This is a genomic window from Actinomadura madurae (assembly GCF_900115095.1).
GTDB lineage: Bacteria > Actinomycetota > Actinomycetes > Streptosporangiales > Streptosporangiaceae > Spirillospora > Spirillospora madurae.
The window spans coordinates 84563-102797 of sequence record NZ_FOVH01000006.1; the positions used below are offsets into that span (position 1 = coordinate 84563).

16 protein-coding genes are annotated in these 18235 nt (G+C 74.5%); 11 read left to right on the forward strand and 5 right to left on the reverse strand.

All coding sequences use genetic code 11. The annotated features are described in order from the left end of the window. The first annotated feature begins 2 nt into the window (after window positions 1-2). The 4 genes from BM339_RS18710 to BM339_RS49935 all read left to right on the forward strand — a co-directional run bounded on the left by BM339_RS18710 (window position 3) and on the right by BM339_RS49935 (window position 3556). On the forward strand, window positions 3-1505 hold the full coding sequence (locus tag BM339_RS18710) for an acyl-CoA synthetase (RefSeq protein ID WP_024934917.1): 1503 nt from the start codon (window positions 3-5) through the stop codon (window positions 1503-1505). After that, the gene (locus BM339_RS18715; RefSeq protein ID WP_075021686.1) at window positions 1502-2296 is read left to right on the forward strand and encodes an IclR family transcriptional regulator; all 795 of its coding nucleotides are present in this window, start codon (window positions 1502-1504) and stop codon (window positions 2294-2296) included. Before BM339_RS18710 ends, BM339_RS18715 begins: the two co-directional genes overlap by 4 nt. A gap of 97 nt (window positions 2297-2393) precedes the next feature. After that, entirely contained in the window at window positions 2394-3413 is a 1020-nt protein-coding gene (locus BM339_RS18720; protein ID WP_075021687.1) for an aromatic ring-hydroxylating oxygenase subunit alpha, read from the forward strand. Then, window positions 3410-3556, forward strand: a complete 147-nt coding sequence (locus BM339_RS49935) for a hypothetical protein (protein WP_021597837.1) — start codon at window positions 3410-3412, stop codon at window positions 3554-3556. Before BM339_RS18720 ends, BM339_RS49935 begins: the two co-directional genes overlap by 4 nt. A gap of 6 nt (window positions 3557-3562) precedes the next feature. Here BM339_RS49935 and BM339_RS18725 read toward each other — a convergent pair whose 3' ends face one another. Genes BM339_RS18725 through BM339_RS18735 form a run of 3 tightly spaced genes read right to left on the reverse strand, consistent with a single transcriptional unit; the run spans window position 3563 to window position 6769 of the window. Then, window positions 3563-5200: an ABC transporter permease gene (locus tag BM339_RS18725; protein ID WP_024934916.1), complete on the reverse strand. Its 1638-nt coding sequence runs from the start codon at window positions 5198-5200 to the stop codon at window positions 3563-3565. Continuing rightward, window positions 5197-6099 (reverse strand): ABC transporter ATP-binding protein, encoded by a 903-nt coding sequence (locus tag BM339_RS18730; RefSeq protein WP_021599067.1) that lies wholly within the window; start codon window positions 6097-6099, stop codon window positions 5197-5199. Before BM339_RS18730 ends, BM339_RS18725 begins: the two co-directional genes overlap by 4 nt. Beyond that, window positions 6092-6769 (reverse strand): TetR/AcrR family transcriptional regulator, encoded by a 678-nt coding sequence (locus BM339_RS18735; protein WP_075021688.1) that lies wholly within the window; start codon window positions 6767-6769, stop codon window positions 6092-6094. The genes BM339_RS18730 and BM339_RS18735 overlap by 8 nt, the downstream gene beginning before the upstream one ends. 131 nt (window positions 6770-6900) lie before the next feature. On the opposite strand from BM339_RS18735, the gene BM339_RS18740 reads away from it, so the two are divergent. Genes BM339_RS18740 through BM339_RS18750 form a run of 3 tightly spaced genes read left to right on the forward strand, consistent with a single transcriptional unit; the run spans window position 6901 to window position 12426 of the window. Further along, window positions 6901-7962: a FecCD family ABC transporter permease gene (locus BM339_RS18740; protein WP_083597742.1), complete on the forward strand. Its 1062-nt coding sequence runs from the start codon at window positions 6901-6903 to the stop codon at window positions 7960-7962. Beyond that, window positions 7959-8978 (forward strand): FecCD family ABC transporter permease, encoded by a 1020-nt coding sequence (locus BM339_RS18745; RefSeq protein WP_075021689.1) that lies wholly within the window; start codon window positions 7959-7961, stop codon window positions 8976-8978. The genes BM339_RS18740 and BM339_RS18745 overlap by 4 nt, the downstream gene beginning before the upstream one ends. A gap of 52 nt (window positions 8979-9030) precedes the next feature. Continuing rightward, window positions 9031-12426: a non-ribosomal peptide synthetase gene (locus BM339_RS18750; RefSeq protein ID WP_075021690.1), complete on the forward strand. Its 3396-nt coding sequence runs from the start codon at window positions 9031-9033 to the stop codon at window positions 12424-12426. A 4-nt stretch (window positions 12427-12430) separates the two neighbouring features. Here the strand turns inward: BM339_RS18750 and entS are convergent, their stop codons facing one another. Continuing rightward, window positions 12431-13678, reverse strand: coding sequence for an enterobactin transporter EntS (entS, locus tag BM339_RS18755; protein WP_075021691.1), 1248 nt, complete (start codon window positions 13676-13678; stop codon window positions 12431-12433). Between the two features lie 78 nt (window positions 13679-13756). Here entS and panD point away from each other — a divergent pair, with 78 nt between their 5' ends. After that, window positions 13757-14158 carry an aspartate 1-decarboxylase gene (panD, locus tag BM339_RS18760; protein WP_021593701.1) on the forward strand — a complete coding sequence of 134 codons (402 nt, stop codon included), beginning with the start codon at window positions 13757-13759 and terminating at the stop codon, window positions 14156-14158. A gap of 2 nt (window positions 14159-14160) precedes the next feature. Continuing rightward, window positions 14161-15729, forward strand: a complete 1569-nt coding sequence (locus BM339_RS18765) for a (2,3-dihydroxybenzoyl)adenylate synthase (RefSeq protein WP_075021692.1) — start codon at window positions 14161-14163, stop codon at window positions 15727-15729. A 9-nt stretch (window positions 15730-15738) separates the two neighbouring features. Here BM339_RS18765 and BM339_RS52305 read toward each other — a convergent pair whose 3' ends face one another. Continuing rightward, window positions 15739-16617, reverse strand: a complete 879-nt coding sequence (locus BM339_RS52305; protein WP_021593699.1) for an NBR1-Ig-like domain-containing protein — start codon at window positions 16615-16617, stop codon at window positions 15739-15741. Between the two features lie 190 nt (window positions 16618-16807). Here BM339_RS52305 and BM339_RS18775 point away from each other — a divergent pair, with 190 nt between their 5' ends. Next, window positions 16808-17560 carry an enoyl-CoA hydratase/isomerase family protein gene (locus tag BM339_RS18775; protein ID WP_075021693.1) on the forward strand — a complete coding sequence of 251 codons (753 nt, stop codon included), beginning with the start codon at window positions 16808-16810 and terminating at the stop codon, window positions 17558-17560. A gap of 60 nt (window positions 17561-17620) precedes the next feature. Further along, a complete protein-coding gene (locus tag BM339_RS18780; protein ID WP_075021694.1) occupies window positions 17621-18232 on the forward strand; it encodes a VOC family protein in 612 nt (203 codons plus the stop codon). The last annotated feature ends 3 nt before the right edge of the window (window positions 18233-18235 follow it).

The window sequence follows — 18235 nt, forward strand, 5'->3', positions numbered from 1 at the left end:
GCATGCGCAACGAAGGACTCGGGTCCTGGCCGGCCCGCCGTGCCCGCAAGACCCCGCGGGCGGCCGCCCTGATCCACGAGGACGGGACGCTCACCTACGCCGGGCTGCTCGGCCGCGTCGCGCGTCTCGCCAACGCGCTGCGCGACCTCGGTGTCGAGCCGGGCGAGCGGGTCGCCTACCTCGGCGCCAACCACCCGTCCTTCATGGAGACGCTCTTCGCGACCGGCATGCTCGGCGGGGTGTTCGTCCCGCTCAACACGCGGCTGGCCGGTCCGGAGATCGCCTACCAGCTCGCCGACTGCGGCGCGTCGGTGCTCGTCCACGCGCCCTCGCACGCCGAGCTGGTGGACGGCGTCCGGGGCGGCACGCCCGTCCGGGAGCACATCGCCCTCGACGGCCGGTACGAGGAGCTGCTCGCCGCCGCGGACGACACCCCGCTCGACCTCCCGGTCGCGCTCGACGACCCCTGCATGATCATGTACACGTCCGGGACGACCGGGTCGCCCAAGGGCGCGACGCTCACCCACGGCAACATCACCTGGAACGCGATCAACGTCCTGATCGACCACGACCTGGTGGCGGGGGAGGTGGCGCTCGTGTCGGCGCCGCTCTTCCACACCGCCGGGCTGAACATGCTCACGCTGCCGGTGCTGCTCAAGGGCGGGACGTGCGTCCTCGTCGCCGCGTTCGATCCCGCCGCGACCCTGCGGCTCATCGAGGAGCGGCGGGTCACGTTCATGTTCGGGGTGCCGACGATGTTCCAGCGGGTCGCCCGCGAACCGGGCTGGGCCGGCGCCGACCTGTCCTCGCTGCGTATCCTGACGTGCGGCGGCGCCCCGGTGCCGCCGTCCCTGATCGAGACCTACCAGAAGCGGGGGCTGACGTTCCTGCAGGGATACGGGATGACCGAGGCGGCGCCCGGCGCGCTGTTCCTGGACGCCGAGCACGCGGTGTCCAAGGCGGGGTCGGCCGGAGTGCCGCACTTCTTCAGCGACGTCCGGGTCGTCGGGCCCGGCATGGCGGACGTGGCGCCCGGTGAGACCGGGGAGATCGTCGTCCGTGGCCCGCACGTCATGACCGGCTACTGGGGGAGGCCCGACGCCACCGCCGCCGTGTTCACCGACGGCTGGTTCCGCAGCGGCGACGCCGCCCGCCTCGACGAGGACGGGTACGCCTTCATCGTCGACCGCATCAAGGACGTCATCATCTCCGGGGGCGAGAACGTGTATCCGGCCGAGGTCGAGAAAGCGATCCTCGCCGACCCCGACATCCTGGAGTGCGCGGTCATCGGCGTCCCGGACGACCGGTGGGGCGAGGTCGGCCGCGCCGTCCTCGTCCCGCGGCCCGGCGCGGACGTGAGCCCGGAGAAGGTGCTCGCCTCCCTGGCGGACCGGCTCGCCCGCTACAAGATCCCCAAGTCGGCGGTGCTCGCCGCGGAGATCCCGCGCAACGCGGCCGGCAAGATCCTCAAGACGCGGCTGCGGGAGGAGTACGGCATGCCATGACGGCGCGCGACGAGCGGCGCCCGACGGTCACCAGCCGCGTCCTGGACATCCTGGAGGCGTTCTCCGCCGAGCGCCCGGCCCTCACCATCACGCAGATCGGGCACCGCGCCGGCCTGCCGCTGTCCACCGCGCACCGGCTGGCCGGCGAGCTGACGTGCCGGGGCGTGCTCGAACGCGACGCCGTCGGCCTCTACCGGATCGGCCTGCGGCTGTGGGAGGTCGCCGCGCTCGCCCCCCGCGGGCCCGTCCTGCGCGACGCGGCGATGCCGTTCCTGGAGGACCTCTACGAGGCGACGCACGAGAACGTCCACCTCGCCGTCCTGGACGGGCTGGAGGTCGTCTACATCGAGCGGATCTCCGCCCGCGACGCCGTGCACGTGTTCTCCCGGGTCGGCGGGCGCTGGCCCGCGCACGCGACGGGCGTCGGCCTGGCGATGCTCGCGCACGCCGTCCCCGAGGTGCAGGAGCGCGCCATCGCCGGGCCGCTGCGCCGCTTCACCGGCAAGACGATCACCTCCGGCGCCGAGCTGCGGCGCGTCCTCGCCGAGGTCCGCCGCACCGGCGTGGCGATCAGCGACGGCCAGGTCGAGACGTTCGCGCTCTCGGTGGGCGCGCCGGTGTTCGGCCCGGACGACACGGTCGTGGCCGCCGTCGCGATCGTCGTCCCCGCGGACGGGTGGGAGGCGCGGGCGCTCGTCCCGGCCGTCCGCGCCAGCGCCCGCGGCATCTCCCGGGCCCTCGGGGCGCCGCGCGCGCTGCGTCCCCCGGAGACCGCCCTGCACGCCCGCTGACGGGCGTTCCTTCCGTTGGACGGAACCGGTGTGGCCCGCGCCGCCGCCGCGCGGAGAGGGTCGTCTCATCCCCTCGTCCACCTGGGAGGAGAGATCCATGGTCTTCGCGCGCGACCAGTGGTACGTGGCGGCCTACGGCGAGGAGGTCGGCGACGGCCTGCTCGCCCGGACGATCTGCGGCGAACCCCTCGTCATGTACCGGACGCAGGCCGGCGAGGCCGTCGCGCTCGCCGACCGCTGCGTGCACCGCCGCTACCCCCTTTCCGAGAGCAACCGCGACGGCGACCGCATCGTCTGCGGCTACCACGGGTTCACCTACGCCCCCGACGGCGTGTGCGTCGCGGTGCCCGGGCAGACCCGCGTCCCCCGCACCGCCCGCGTCCCCGCCTACCAGGTCGTGGAGCAGGACTCGTTCGTCTGGGTGTGGATCGGCGACGGGCAGGGCGACGCCTCCGCGATCCCGCGCGCGCCGTGGTTCGGCTCGCCGGACTACACGACCGTCCGCGGGATGGAGCCGCTCGCCGCGCGGTACGAGCTGCTCGTCGACAACCTTCTGGACCTGTCCCACGAGACGTACCTGCACGCCGGCTACATCGGCACCCCCGAGGTGGCGCAGACCCCGATCAACACCGAGGTCGACGAGGACGCCGGCATCGTCTACGTGAGCCGCCGCATGAAGGACGTGGAGTGCCCGCCCTTCTACGCCGAGTCCACCGGCATCGAGGGGCGCATCGACCGCTGGCAGGACATCGAGTACCACCCGCCGTGCCTGTACCTCCTGCACAGCCGCATCGCGCCGACCGGGGTGGAGCCCGGCCCGGACGGCGACGACTCGCGGGCGTTCCACGTCGAGGTCGGCTACGCCATCACCCCCGAGACCGAGACCAGCACGCACGACTTCTGGCTCGTCGCCCGCGACTTCGCCCCGGGCGACGAGAAGATCTCGACGTTCCTGGCCGACAGCAACCGCACGGTCGTCCTGCAGGACGTGGAGGCGCTGAACATCCTGGAGAGGGTCATCGCCGCCGAGCCGGAGGGCTACCAGGAGCTGTCCATCAACATCGACACCGGCGGCCTCGCCGCCCGCCGCATCCTGCGGCGCCAGGCGGCCGGGTGAGCACCGGCCGCCTGCGCGTCGAGTGGACGCCGGGCTCCGACCGCCTCACCGGCATCTGCCACTGCGGCGCCCAGTTCACCGCCGAGGACCCGGTGGAGATCTGGGCCTGGCTCCTGGCGCATCCCGACCATCCCGCCGCCTGAGCGGGCTCAGCCGGCGTCGCGGCGCCGGAAGGCGGCCAGGCCCGCCGCCGTGAGCGCCGCGGCCGTGGCCGTCAGGGCGACGAGGGGGAGCGGGTCGGCGTCGCCGCCGGGGAGCTTCGGCGTGTGGGTGAACGGCGAGAGGTCCATGACGAGCTGGGGCAGTTCCAGGAGCGGCCCCACCTGGCCCAGGAGCAGGAACACGGTCAGGACGCCCCAGCCCGCGGCCGACGCGCGGGGCAGCGCGCCGAACAGCAGCACGGTGGCGGCGGCGACGACCCACACCGAGGGGAGCTGGACGAGCGCCGCGCCGAGGTCGCGGGGGAGCACACCGGCGAGGTCGCCGGAGCGGGCGCCGTGGACGAGGCCGATGCCGAGGCCGGTGAGGGCCAGCAGGACCACCGTGCCCCCGGCGGTGACCGCCAGGTTCGCGACGGCCCAGCGGGTCCGCCCGACGGCGGTGGCGAGGACGGGTTCGAGGCGCCCGCCGCTCTCCTCGGCGCGCATCCGCAGGACGCTCTGCACCGCGTAGGCGGAGGTGAACAGCGCCATGAGGCCCATGGCGGTGGCGAGGAACGCGTCCGAGAGATCCTGCTGGCCGCCGCCCATCCTGCGGATGTCGTCCAGGACGGCCTCGCTGCCGTTGACCAGGTCGTCGACGCCGTCCACGACCCCGCCGATCGACAGCCCGTACAGCAGGAACCCGGCGGCCCAGCCGAGCAGCGCGCCGCGCTGCAGCCGCCACGAGAGGGCCAGCGGGCCGCGCAGGGACGGCGCCGCCCGCGCCGGGCCGAGGGACGACGCCATGACCCCGGCGCCGAGGTCGCGGCGCTCGGTCAGCGCGTAGGCGGCGGCGACCAGCAGCACGAACGCGGCGGGCGGGAGCAGGAGGGCGGCCCACTGCTCGTCCGCGAACGGGCGCGCGTGCTGCGCCCAGCCGATCGGCGACAGCCACGACAGCCAGTGCGCCGACCCCGCGTCGGCGACCGCGCGCACCAGGAACGTGGCCGCCAGGACGGCGAGCGCCAGGCCGTTCGCGAGGCGCGAGGTCTCGGTGAGCTGGGCGGTGAGCGCCGCGACCCCGGCGAAGACCAGCCCGACGCCGAGCCAGGACAGGCCGAACGCGACCGACCCGGCCACCGGCAGCCCGAAGAGGACCATGACGAGCGCGGCGATGGCGCCGAGCGTCCCGGCGGCCGTCACGGCGGTCAGCAGCGCGGCGGCCAGCGGCGCGCGGCGGCCGACGGACGCGGCGCCGACGAGTTCGAGGCGCCCGGTCTCCTCCTCGGCGCGCGTGTGCCGGACGACGAGCAGGACGCACATGACGGCGACCATCGCGCTGCCGGTCGAGCCCACGCGCCAGGCGCTGACGCCGCCCACCGTGTGGTCGTTCAGGACGGGCCCGTAGAGCGCCCGCATCGAGGGGTTGTCGTTGATGCCCCGCGCGAAGCTCGTCAGGCCCGGCGTGTCGTAGCCGTACTTGAAGCTGTACACGGTGCTGGAGACCAGGGCGGTGAGCCCGTAGATCCAGGCCGGCATCATGATCCGGTCGCGGCGCAGCCAGAGCTTGAGCAGCAGGCCGGCGCCGGTCAGCCCGCCGTCCCCCGCCGTGGCGGGAGCGGGGGAGTCCAGGGTCGTGGCGGTCATGAGACCGGCTCCTTGGCGAGGTCGTCCTCGTAGTGGCGCAGGAACAGCTCTTCGAGCGTCGGGGGGCGGCTCGTCAGCGTCCGGACGCCGATCCGGGTGAGCTCCTTGAGCGCGGCGTCCAGCTCGGTCGTGTCGACCTCGAAGGCGATGCTGGTGCCGTCGATGTGCACGTCGTGCGCCCCGGGCAGCGGGACGCCGTCGGGCGGCGCCGCCAGTTCGGCGTGGATGGACGTGCGGGTCAGGTGCCGCAGGTCGGCGAGCGTGCCGGTCTCGACCGTCCGGCCCTTGCGGATGATGGTGACCCGGTCGCAGAGCGCCTCGACCTCGCTGAGGATGTGGCTCGACAGCAGGACCGTGCGCCCGTCGCGCCTCTCCTCCCGGACGCACTCCTGGAAGACCTCCTCCATGAGGGGGTCGAGGCCGGACGTGGGCTCGTCCAGGATCAGCAGCTCCGCGTCGGACGCGAACGCCGCGACGAGGGCGACCTTCTGCCGGTTGCCCTTGGAGTAGGCCCGGCCCTTCTTCTTCGGGTCGAGCTCGAAGCGGTCGAGCAGTTCGGCCCTGCGCTCGCGGTCGAGGCCGCCGCGCAGGCGCCCGAGCAGGTCGATGACCTCGCCGCCGGACAGGTTCGGCCACAGCGTGACGTCGCCCGGGACGTAGGCGATGCGCCGGTGCAGGGCGGTGGCGTCGCGCCAGGGGTCGCCGCCGAGCAGGCTCGCGGTGCCGGCGTCGGCGCGCATCAGCCCGAGCAGGACGCGGATGGTGGTCGACTTGCCCGCGCCGTTCGGCCCGAGGAACCCGTGCACCTCGCCGGGTGCGACCCGCAGGTCGAGGCCGTCGAGCGCGCGCGTCCGGCCGAACGTCTTGACCAGGCCCTCGGCCCGGACCACGTCATTCATCGTCTTCTCCCTTGGAGAGTGTCGCCTCGTATTCGTCCATCGCCTCGTGCGCCTGGGCCACGAGCTCGTCGCTGAGCAGCTTGTCGCTGAAGATCTCCAGGACGGCCCGGCGCAGCCGCAGCGAGCCCTCGGGGACGAAGGTGTCGGCGCCGAGCACGCGGGACAGGTGCTCGTGCAGGACCTCGATGCCGACGGTCATCGCGACCAGGGCCGCGGAGTAGGCGAGCGGGTCGCGCGTGCTGGGCGGGTTGAAGCCGGGCGGTACGTCGTCGAAGTACCGCTCGGTCGTGTCCACCAGGTCGTCGAACAGGTGCGCCGCGGCCGCGGACCCGTCCACGAGCGCGCGGGCGAGGTAGCGGCGGATCGGCAGGTCGGCCCGGACGGTAGCGGCCAGGAAGCCGGGGTCGTGGATGCCGCCGCCGGTGCTCGCCGCGCTGAGGTCGCGGACGACGTCGAGCGCGTAGGCGTCGCACGCCTCCCGCAGCGCCTCCTTCGAGCCGAAATGGTGTTGGACGAGGCCCACCGAGACTCCGGCGGCCTCGGCGATCCCGCGGAACGTCGCGCCCTTCACGCCGTGCTGGGCGAACTGCTCCAGCGCCGCCTCTCTGATCCGGGCGCGGGCCGTCAGATCCTCGGGCGCCGGGCTCCCGCGCCGGCCGGTCGCCGCCATCGGTCCCTCCCTCCAATACAGATGTTCAACTTCCAATATGCATGTATACCATACGTCTGTATTGTTGCATGGCAAGGGGGCGGCCAGAGGTGACCTTGAGGGGTTGAGTTAGCTTAGGCTAGCCTTATCCGGTGCTGTCCCTCGCGCGAAGGCGCCCGCCGGTGCTCCAGGAGGAGAAGGCGGGGCGGCCACGCGACAGGCGGCTCTGGCGGCTCTGGTGGCCGGCCCTGCTGGCCGCGGCACTGCTCCTGACGATCGCGGCGAGCCTGGCGATCGGCGCCGGGCACGTCCCGCCCGGCCGGGTGCTGCCGGGGGTGTTCTCCCCGGACGGCTCGTCGCGGGCGGAGCTGATCGTCCACGAGCTGCGGCTCCCGCGCACCCTCCTCGGCATCGGCGCCGGAATGGCGCTGGGGCTGGCCGGGGCGGTGATGCAGGCCCTCACCCGCAACCCGCTGGCCGAACCGGGCATGCTCGGCGTGAACGGCGGCGCGGCGCTCGCGGTCGTCCTCGTCATCGGCCTGTTCCGCGTGGACGAGGTGCTCGTCTACGTCTGGGCGGCGTTCGCCGGCGCGGCCGGCGCGGCCGTCCTCGTCTACATGATCGGCGCGCGCGGGCGCGGCGGCGCGTCACCGGCCCGGCTGGTGCTCGCCGGCGCGGCCGTCAACGCCGTCTTCAGCGCGATGACGGCCGGAGTCATGCTGTTCACCCCGCACACCTTCAGCGGCTTCCGGTTCTGGCAGGTCGGCTCGCTCGCCGGGCGGGACGTGCCGGTGTTCCTGCGCGTCCTGCCGTTCATCGCGCTCGGCACGGCCCTGGCGCTGCTGCTCGCCCGCCCGCTGAACGCGCTGGCGCTGGGCGACGACGCGGGCCGCGCCCTCGGCTCGGACCCCGGCCGGACGCGGGCGCTCGGCGCGCTCGCGGTCGTGCTGCTGTGCGGGTCGGCCACGGCGGCGGCCGGGCCGATCACCTTCCTCGGGCTGGCCGTCCCGTTCATCGTCCGGGCGCTGGTGGGCCCCGACCACCGGCTCGTCCTGCCCTGCTCGCTGCTGCTCGCCCCCGTGCTGCTGCTCGCCGCCGACATCATCGGGCGGGTCGTCGCGCCCGGCGAGCTGGAGACCGGCATCGTCACCGCGTTCCTCGGGGCACCGCTGTTCGCGGTGATGGTCCGGCGGGGAAGGATGCGCGACCTGTGAAGGTCATCCGCGCCGGCGGGCTGTCGCTGCGGTGGGAACCGCGGAGCGCGGCGGTGTGCGTGGGGCTGGCCGCCTTCGCCGCCTGCGCGGCCGTCCTGGTCGTCGGCTCGGGGGAGTTCCCGATCTCGCCGCCGGACGTCGTGCGCGTCCTCGCCGGGCAGGGCGACCGGGCCACCGAGTTCATCGTCACCGCCCTGCGGCTGCCGCGCGCCGTGACGGGGCTGCTCGCGGGCCTCGCGCTCGGGCTGAGCGGCGCCATCTTCCAGAGCATCTCCCGCAACCCGCTCGGCAGCCCCGACCTGATCGGCTTCACCACCGGCGCGGCGACCGGCGCGCTGCTGCAGATCCTGGTGTTCGGCGGCGGCGCGGTCGCGATCACCGTCAGCTCGGTCGGCGGCGCGGTGCTGACCGCGCTGGCCGTCTACCTGGTCGCCTACCGGCGCGGCGGCGGCGTGCACGGCGTCCGGCTGGTGCTGATCGGCGTCGCCGCGGCGGCGATGCTGGAGGCGCTGAACTCCTACCTCATCACCCGCGCCGAGCTGCGCGAGGCGTACGAGGCCGCGTTCTGGCTGACCGGCAGCCTCAACGGGCGGGACTGGGACCAGGCGGTGCCGCTCGGCCTCGCGCTGGCCGTGCTCGTCCCGGCGGCGCTCGTCCTCGCCCGCTCGCTCGGCATGGGCGAGCTGGGCGACGACGCCGCGCAGGCGCTCGGCGTGCCGGTCCAGCGCACCCGCGCCCTCCTCATGGTCGTCGGGGTGGGGCTGGTCGCGGCGGCGACGGCCGCGGCCGGGCCCGTGCCCTTCGTCGCGCTCGCCGCGCCGCAGCTCGCGCGGCGGATGACCCGCCGTCCCGGCGCGCAGCTGCTGCCCGCCGCGCTGACCGGTGCCGCGCTGCTGGCCGTCAGTGACCTGATCTCCCTGCGCCTGCCGACGGCGGTGCCGGTGGGCGTGGTCACGGGCGTCCTCGGCGGCGTGTACCTGGCCTGGCTGCTCGCGGCCGCGGGCCGGCGGCGTTGACGGTGCCGGACCTCTAAATTAGGTTTGCCTTACCTAATTTGAGAGGAGTTCCGTGCTGACCTGGGATGAGCTCCACGCCGCGCTGACCGAGGTGCTGGGCGAGGACGCGGAGGCGGACGACAACCTCATCGAGCTGGGGATGGACTCCATCCGGCTCATGCAGCTGACCGGCCGGCTCCGCCGCCGCGGCATCGAGATCCGCTTCGCGGAGCTGGCGGAACGTCCCACGCTCGCCGGATGGTGGGAGCTGCTCGCCGAGAAGGGCCAGGTGGAGGCCGCGGCGGGCCCGGCCCCGGCCGCCGCCGCCGCGGCCGCGGGCGATCCGGACGCGGGTGACACGGCCGGCATCGAGCCGGACGAGCCGTTCCCGCTGGCGCTGATGCAGCACGCGTACTGGATCGGCCGGGACTCCGGCCAGTCCCTCGGCTCCGTCGCCGCCCACCTGTACGTCGAGCTCGACGGGCGCGAGATCGAACCGGCCCGGTTCGAGGACGCCGTCCGCGCGCTGGTGCGGCGGCACCCGATGCTCCGCGCCGCCGTGTCGGACGACGGGACGCAGCGGATCCTGCCCGAGCGCCCCGGGCCCGCGGTGACCGTCCACGACCTGCGCTCGGCGGGCGAACCCGCTGCCGAGCTGGAGCGGATCCGCGCCGAGATGTCCGAGCAGCGGCTCCCCATCGAGGAGGGGCGCGTCTTCGACGCCCGGCTCAGCCTGCTCCCGGACGGCGGGTCCCGCCTCCACCTGGACGTCGACATGGTCGCCGCCGACGCGATGAGCTACCGCGTCATGCTCGCCGACCTGGCCGCCCTGTACGAGGGCGAGACCCTCGCCCCCGTCCGCTACGGCTACGCCCGCTACCTCGCCGACGACCCGCGCGCCGAGGCCCGCGAGCAGGACCGGCGGTGGTGGGCCGAGCGGCTGGCCGACCTGCCGGGCCCGCCCGAGCTGCCGGTCGTGCCGGAGCCGGGGAACCGCGTCGAGCGCAGGCACCACTGGCTGGCGCCGGACGACAAGGACCGCTTCATCGCCCACGCCCACGCCGAGGGCGTCACCCCGGCCATGGCCCTCGCCGCCGTGTTCGCCGAGGTCATCGGCGCCTGGTCGGCGACGCCGCGCTTCCTGCTCAACCTGCCGCTGTTCCACCGCGAGCCCGTCCACCCGGACGTGGACTCGGTCGTCGGCGACTTCACCGGGTCGATCATGCTGGAGGCCGACCTCACCGAGGACCTGCCCTTCATCGGCCGGGCCCGCGCCCTGCAGGCGAACCTGCACACGGCGGGCGCGCACAGCGACTACTCCGGGCTGGAGGTGCTGCGCGACCTGTCCCGGCTGCGCGGCGAGCAGGTCCTCGCCCCGATCGTCTACACGAGCGCGCTGAACCTCGGCGAGCTGTTCGGCGACCGCGTCCGCGCGTCGTTCGGCGAGCCGGAGTGGATCATCTCGCAGGGGCCCCAGGTGCTGCTGGACGCGCAGGTGACCGAGGTGTCCGGTGGGCTGCTGCTGAACTGGGACGTGCGCCGCCCCGCGTTCCCGGACGGCGTCGCGGAGGCGATGTTCGACGCCTACACGGCCGCCGTCACCCGCCTCGGCGCGCCCGGCGCCGACTGGGACGCGCCCCTCGGGATCGGCGCGACGCCGTCCCAGCTGGACGTCCGGCACCGGCTGAACGCGACCCCGGCCCCGCCGCCGCGCACCCTGGCCGAGGGCTTCTTCGCCCACGCCGGCAGCCGTCCGGACGCCCCGGCCCTGCACTTCGGCGACGACGGCACCCAGACCTACGGGGAACTGGCCGGCCGCGCGCTGCGCATCGCGTCCGCGCTGGCGGAGCAGGGCGTCCGGCCCGGCGACCGGGTCGCGATCGAGCTCCCCAAGGGCCCGGACCAGGCCGCCGCCGTCCTCGGCGTCCTGGCCGCCGGTGCCGCCTACGTGCCCATCGGCGTGGAGCAGCCGGAGGCGCGGCGGGCCAGGATCCGCGCGGGCGCCGGCGTCGCCGCGTCGCTCACGCCGGAGGCGCTTCCCGAGGCCGAGCCGCTGCCCGAGCCGGTGAAGGTCCGTCCCGACCAGGTGGCCTACGTGCTGTTCACGTCCGGCTCGACCGGGGAGCCGAAGGGCGTCGAGGTGTCGCACGGCGCGGCGATGAACACCATCGGCGACCTGGCCGAGCGGTTCGCGATCGGGGAGGACGACGTCACGTTCGGCGTGTCGGCGCTCGACTTCGACCTGTCGGTGTTCGACCTGTTCGCCGCCTGGCACGCGGGCGGCGCCGTCGTCCTGCCCGGCGAGGACGAGCGCCGGGACGCCGCGCGGTGGAGCGAGCTGGTGCGGCGCCGGTCGGTGACCGTCCTGAACTGCGTCCCGTCGGTCCTGGAGATGCTGCTCCACGCCGGCCGGGCGGAGAGCCTGCGGCTGGTCCTGCTCGGCGGCGACTGGGTCGGGACGCACCTGCCGGGGCTGCTGGCCGAGCGCGCGCCGGGCTGCCGGTTCGTGGCGCTGGGCGGCACGACGGAGACGGCGATCCATTCCACGGTGCAGGAGGTCGCGGGGGAGGTGCCGTCCGACTGGCACGCCGTCCCGTACGGGGTGCCGCTGCGCGGCGTCGCGTGCCGCGTCGTGGACGAACTCGGCCGGGACCGTCCCGACTGGGTGACCGGAGAGCTGTGGATCGGCGGCGGGGGCGTCGCCGACGGCTACGCCGGCGACCCGGCGCGCACCGCCGACCGGTTCGTCGTCCACGACGGGATCCGCTGGTACCGGACGGGCGACCTCGCCCGCTACCGGCCGGACGGGACGCTGGAGTTCCTCGGCCGCCGCGACCACCAGGTGAAGGTGCGCGGGTTCCGGATCGAGCTGGGCGAGGTCGAGGCCGCGCTCCAGGACCACCCCGGCGTCGGGCGGGCGGTCGCGCTGCTCGCCGGCGGGCGCCTGGCCGCGGCCGTCGTGGCCCCCGCGGGCCTCGACCGCGACGCGGTGCTCGCCCGCGCCCGGGACCTGGTGCCGCCGCACATGGTGCCGGAGCTGCTCGTCCGCGTGGACGAGCTGCCGCTCACCGCGAACGGCAAGGTCGACCGCACGGCCCTGGCCGCGCTGGCCGCCGCCGAGGCCGGTGAGGCCGCGGCGGCCTTCGTCGAGCCGCGGACCGCCCTGGAGAAGGTGCTCGCCGGGATCGCCGCCGGCGTGCTGGGCAGGGAGCGCGTCGGCGCGGACGCCGACTTCTTCGCCCTCGGCGGCGACTCCGTCCTCGCCACCACCGTGGTCGCGCGGATGCGGGAGGCGCTCGACACGACCGCGCTGCCGGTCCGGGTGCTGTTCGCCGAGCGGACGATCGAGCGGATCTGCCGCCGCTTCACCGAACTGGAGGAGACGCCGGGGCGCCTGGAGGCCGTCGCCGCCATCTGGCTGGAGGTCGAGGCCATGAGCGAGGAGGAGCTCACCGCCCGCCTCGGCTGACGCGTCAGCCCGGCTCGGGCTCCGGGCGCAGCGTCGCCGTCCGGAGCCCGGTGAGGGTGAGCGCGAGGGCCAGCGCGAGGACGGCGCTGACCGTCCCGTAGACGACGATGGCGGCGCCGGGCGCGAGGAGGCGGCCGAGGGCCCCGGCGCCGAGCGAGCCGATGGCGCCGCCGCCGGTCTCCTGGGCGGCCCACAGCGCGTTGACGCGGCCGAGGTGCGAGTCGGGCGTGTGGGACTGGATCAGCCCGTACCGCATGATCTCCTCGATCGACTGGACGAACCCGTACGCGAACAGGATCGCCACGGCGAGCGCGGGATGGCGGGCCAGGCCCAGGCAGGCGAGGGCGGCGAAACCGGTGACGGACGCGGCGAGCAGCGCGAGGCCCGGCGCCCGGGAGGACCCGGCCCAGCCGCTGGTGAGCGACGCGAGCACCGCGCCGCACGCCGGTGCCGCGAACAGCAGGCCGACCGTGGTGGGGCCACCGTTCAGGCTCCGCTCCGCGAACGCCGGCATCAGGACGGGGATGCCGCCCGCGACCATGAACAGCAGCCCGAGGAGCATGAGCGAGCCGACGACGCGATGGGAGGCGACGAAGCGGAAGCCGTCCGCGATGGCCCTCAACGGGTTGGCGTGCGTCTCCTCGCCCGCGGCCGGCCTGAGCGGCGGCAGGCCGACGAGCAGCCCGATGGTGCCGAGCGTCCCGGCCGCCGCGGCGGCGTAGTTCCACTCGACGCCGAACGCCGACACGACGAGGCCGCCGAGCGCCGGGGACGCCATCGACCCCAGCCGGACGGTCAGCGCGTTGAGCGCCCCCGCCGCGACGAGCTGGTCCGGTCCGACCAGCGCGGGCGTCGCGGCCAGCAGCGCGGTGATGCTGATGCCGGTCATGAGGCCGTCCCATGCCGCCAGCCCGTACAGCGCCGGGAGCGACGGGGACGCCAGGAACGCGTTCAGGGCGAGCAGGGCGAAACCCGCTCCGGCCGCCGTCCGCGCCCACAGCATGAGCCGCCGCCGGTCGTGCCGGTCGGCGAGGGCGCCGCCCCACAGGAACCCGATGAGGAGCGCGACGCCCTCGGCGGCCGAGACCCCGCCCACGTGCACGGTCGACCCGGTCATGTCGTAGACCTGCACGGGGATGGCGACGGCCAGCATCCCGATCCCGAAGACCGAGACGGTGCGGGCGATGAAGACGTGGCGGAACGGCCTGCTGTCGCGGAGCGGGCCGATGTCCATGACCAGACGCCGGAGCATCGTCGGGGTTCTCCTCTGCCGGGGGAGTAGCTAAGGTAAGCCTAGCCTTAGTTGTTCTTGAGAAAAGAGGGCGAACCGGTGCAGCGGACGCTGATGAACGGAAAGATCCACCGTGCGACCGTCACCCAGGCGGACCTGCACTACGTGGGCTCCCTGACGATAGACGCGGACCTCATGGCGGCGGCCGACATCGTGGAGGGCGAACAGGTCCACGTCGTCGACATCACGAACGGGTCCCGGCTCGTCACCTACGCCATCACCGGCGAGGCGGGCAGCGGCGTCATCGGGATCAACGGCGCGGCGGCCCGCCAGGTCCAGCCCGGCGACATGGTGATCATCATCACGTACGCGTCCGTGGACGACCCGTCCCGGCACGAGCCCCGCGTCGTGCACGTGGACGCCGCGAACCGCATCGTCGCGCTCGGCTCCGACCCGGCCGAGCCCGTCCCGGGCGCCCCCGCCCAGCTCGCCGGGCGGTGACCATGGACGGCTTCACCCCCTGGCCGGACGACCTCGCGGCCCGCTACGAGGCGGAGGGGTACTGGTCCGGCCGCGTCCTCGGCGACGTCCTGCGCGGCGAGGCGTCGCGGACGGCCCTGGTCGCCGGTGACGACCGCCTCACCTACGCCGACCTGGACGCCCGGGCCTCCCGCACGGCCGCCGGCCTCCTGCGGCTCGGCCTGCGCGCGGGCGACCGCGTGGTCGTCCAGCTCCCGAACACCACGGGATTCGTGGTCGCGTTCCTCGCCCTCGTCCGGATCGGGGCCGCGCCCGTCCTGGCCCTCCCGGCCCACCGGGAGAGCGAGATCCGCTACCTCTGCGAGCTCTCGGAGGCCCGCGCCTACGTCTGCGCCGACCGCGACGGCGACTTCGACTACCGCGCGATGGCCCGCACCCTGCCCGTCGAGCACGTCGTCGTCGACGGCGAGGCCGAGGAGTTCACGCCGCTCGCCTCCGTGGACGCCGACCCGGTCGAGGCGGCGCCCCCGGCGCCGTCCGACGTGGGGGTGTTCCTGCTCTCCGGCGGCACGACCGGCCTGCCGAAGCTGATCCCCCGGACGCACCGCGACTACGTCTACAACCTGGAGGCCAGCGCCGAGGTCTGCGGCTTCGACACCGACACCGTCTACCTGGTCGTCCTGCCCGCCGCGCACAACTTCGCGCTGGCCTGCCCCGGCATCCTCGGCGTCTTCGCCACCGGCGGCACGGTCGTGCTGTCGCCGTCCGGCTCCCCGGACGAGGCGTTCCCGCTGATCGAACGCGAGCGCGCGACCGTCTGCGCCGTCGTCCCCCCGATCGCCCTGCTGTGGCTGGACGCGGTCACCTGGTCCGACGAGGACATCTCGTCCCTGGATCTCCTCCAGGTGGGCGGCGCCAAGTTCGCCGCCGAACGCGCCGCCGAGGTCCCGCACGTGCTGGGCTGCAAGGTCCAGCAGGTCTTCGGCATGGCCGAGGGCCTGCTGAACTACACCCGCCTGGACGACCCCCCGGACCTCATCGAGCGCACCCAGGGCCGCCCCCTGTCCCCGGCCGACGAGATCCGCATCGTCGACGAGGACGGCGGGCAGGTCGCCCCCGGCGAGGTGGGGGAGCTCCTCACCCGGGGCCCGTACACCCTCCGCGGCTACTACCGCGCCCCCGAGCACAACGCCCGCTCCTTCACCCCGGACGGCTTCTACCGGACCGGCGACCTCGTCCGGCGGCTCCCGTCCGGCCACCTGATCGTCGAGGGCAGGGAGAAGGACCAGATCAACCGGGGCGGCGACAAGATCTCCGCCGAGGAGCTGGAGAACCACCTCCTGGCCCACCCGGCGGTCCACGACGCCGCCGTGGTCGGCGTCCCCGACCCGGTCATGGGGGAGCGCACCTGCGCCTTCCTGATCTTCAGGGACGGCGAGAAGGCGCCCGGCCTCCGCGAGATCAAGGACTTCCTCCGCACCCGCGGGGTCGCCGCCTACAAGTTCCCCGACCGCCTGGAGACCGCCGACACCTTCCCGCGGACCCCGGTCGGCAAGATCAGCAAGAAGGCCCTCGCCGCCCGCGTGACGTGACCGGCCCGGTCAGTCGACGACCACCTGGAAGTTCACCGGCCGGTTCCCCGGAAAGGCCACGTTCCCGGCGCCGTCGAGCATCTTGAACCGCACGAAGCAGAAGCCGGGCACGGGCGGCGCCGTCACCTGGGCGCGGATGTCGACGAGGCGGCCGGGCGGCGTGTCCGGGATCGGGACGTCCACGATCGTCTGGCACTGGTCGCGGCGCTGCGGCAGGTCGATCCGGTGCAGCGAGTAGCCGTACCAGCCGACCGAGCCCGTGTTCTTGAAGCGCCACACCTTCGTGACGGTTCCGCCGCGCGGCACGTGGGTGCAGTCGGGCAGGGTGATGTCGCTGACGAACGCGGCGCGGTCGCCCCTGTGCCGGGGCGGGGCAGGCGGCGGGTTCCGCTGCCGAACCGGGCAGTCCGCCGAGGTCGCCTGCCGCTCGGCGTGCGCATCCGGTGGGCGGTCGGCGCCGTTGCCCGCGGTGCCGGTCAGGAGGGTCGTCCCGATCACGGTGGCGGCCACCGCGGCGGCGACCAGCGTTCCCAGCGCGGCGTACCGGCGGCGGGAGCCGTCCCGCACCATGTCCGGGGCGAGCGCCGCGTCGTCACCCGGGGGCGCCGCCTGCGCCGCGCCCCGGACCACCCGGTTCGCCGCCTCCCAGCGACCGCGGAGGTCCTCGGGATCGGCGCCGCACGCCTTGGCGAACTCGACCGTCGTCGACCAGCTGGGCAAGCGGTGCCCCTGGGCCGCCTCGTGCAGGGTCGTGTGCGAGATCGCCCGCGAGTGGGCCGCCATCTCGCGGAACGGCGGGGTGCCGGCCGAGGCGCGCAGCGCCCTCAGCTCCGCGGCGAAGTCCGCGACCGCGCGGGCACGCTCCTTGCGCGGGTCTCCGGCCGACACGTCCAGCTCCCTCGTCTACCGCGCGACGGCGGCGTCGCGCGCCCGCAGATTATCCGGCGCGCAAGGGCCCGGACAGGGTCCTGCGACCCCCTCCCGGTAGGCCGTGGGGACTACGCCGGGGCCCAGGGGCGTTGCGCGCGAGCGCCCCGCCCGCCCATGATCGAGACCAACCGAGGCGAGGAGGAACACGGTGATCGAGGTCGACGTGGCGGACGGAATCGGCGTGGTGCGCCTGGCCCACGGCAAGGTCAACGCCCTCGATCTGGAGCTGTGCCGGGCGATCGAGCAGGCGATGCGCGAGCTCGACGACCCGGCGGGCGACGCCCGGGCCGTGGTGCTGACCGGGGCGGGACCCGCGTTCTCGGCGGGCGTCGACCTCAAGCGCGTCGTGGACGGCGGCGGCGCGTACGTGGCGGAGTTCCTGCCCGCGCTCAACCGCGCCTTCCGCTCCGTCTTCGACCTCGGCAAGCCGGTCGTCGCCGCGGTCAACGGCCACGCGATCGCCGGCGGCTGCGTCCTGGCCGCGGCCTGCGACCACCGGATCATGGCCGCCGGGACGATCGGCGTCCCCGAACTGCGGGTCGGAGTGCCGTTCCCGTACACGGCCCTGGAGATCACGGCGTTCGCGCTGGGCCCGGCCGGCGCCCGCAAGGTGATCATCGACGGCACCAACCACGAGCCGCGGGAGGCCCTGGCCCTGGGCCTGGTCGACGCCCTGAGCACCCCGGACGCGCTGCTGGACGACGCGAAGACCGTCGCCGCCCGGCTGGCCGCCGGCATCCCGTCCGACACCTTCCGCTACACCAAGAGCCAGCTCCGCCGCGAGATCCACGCACGGCTCGACGGCACCGACGAGCCCACCACCGTCGAACTGTGGACGGCCGCGGCGACCGACGGCCGCATCAGGGCCTTCATGGACCGGACGATGGGCTCCCGCGCGTAGGAACCGATCGGTCAGGAATCGAGAAGCGCGGGTCACGGAGCCCCGCCTAGCGTCATCGGCATGACCTTCATCGAATCCGTCACCCTCGAAGTGGACGACCCCGCCGCCGCCGAACTCTTCTACAAGACCGCCTTCGGCCTGGACGATCAGATCCGCCTCCGGGCCTCCGAGGCACCGACGACCGGCTTCCGCGGGTTCACGCTGTCGCTCACGGTGTCCCGGCCCGCCACCGTCCGGGGTTTCGTCGACGCCGCGGTGGAGGCCGGCGCCTCGCCCGTGAAACCGGTCGCGAAGTCGCTGTGGGGCCACGGAGGCGTCGTCCAAGCCCCGGACGGGACCATCTGGAAGGTCGCGACGTCCGAGAAGAAGGACACCGGCCCGGCCACCCGGGAGATCGACGACATCGTGCTCCTCCTCGGCGTCGCGGACATGGCCGCGAGCAAGCGGTTCTACGTCGACCACGGCCTGACCGTGGCGAAGAGCTACGGCCGCAAGTACGTCGAGTTCGACTCCGCGCCCGGCTCCGTCACCCTGGCCCTCTACGGGCGCCGCGCCCTGGCCAAGACCGCCGGAGTCCACCCCGACGGCACCGGATCGCACCGCCTCGCCATCGGCGCGGGCAGCGGCCCCTTCACGGACCTGGACGGCTTCGCTTGGGAAGGCACGCGCTGACCC

Bases quoted from the DNA above. Each gene is read 5' to 3' on its own strand.
- BM339_RS18715 (WP_075021686.1), top strand. From the start codon at position 1,502: ATGACGGCGCGCGACGAGCGGCGCCCGACGGTCACCAGCCGCGTCCTG.
- BM339_RS18730 (WP_021599067.1), bottom strand. From the start codon at position 6,099: ATGAATGACGTGGTCCGGGCCGAGGGCCTGGTCAAGACGTTCGGCCGG.
- BM339_RS18725 (WP_024934916.1), bottom strand. From the start codon at position 5,200: ATGACCGCCACGACCCTGGACTCCCCCGCTCCCGCCACGGCGGGGGAC.
- BM339_RS18765 (WP_075021692.1), top strand. From the start codon at position 14,161: ATGGACGGCTTCACCCCCTGGCCGGACGACCTCGCGGCCCGCTACGAG.
- BM339_RS18735 (WP_075021688.1), bottom strand. From the start codon at position 6,769: ATGGCGGCGACCGGCCGGCGCGGGAGCCCGGCGCCCGAGGATCTGACG.
- BM339_RS18780 (WP_075021694.1), top strand. From the start codon at position 17,621: ATGACCTTCATCGAATCCGTCACCCTCGAAGTGGACGACCCCGCCGCC.
- entS (WP_075021691.1), bottom strand. From the start codon at position 13,678: ATGCTCCGGCGTCTGGTCATGGACATCGGCCCGCTCCGCGACAGCAGG.
- BM339_RS18720 (WP_075021687.1), top strand. From the start codon at position 2,394: ATGGTCTTCGCGCGCGACCAGTGGTACGTGGCGGCCTACGGCGAGGAG.
- BM339_RS18710 (WP_024934917.1), top strand. From the start codon at position 3: ATGCGCAACGAAGGACTCGGGTCCTGGCCGGCCCGCCGTGCCCGCAAG.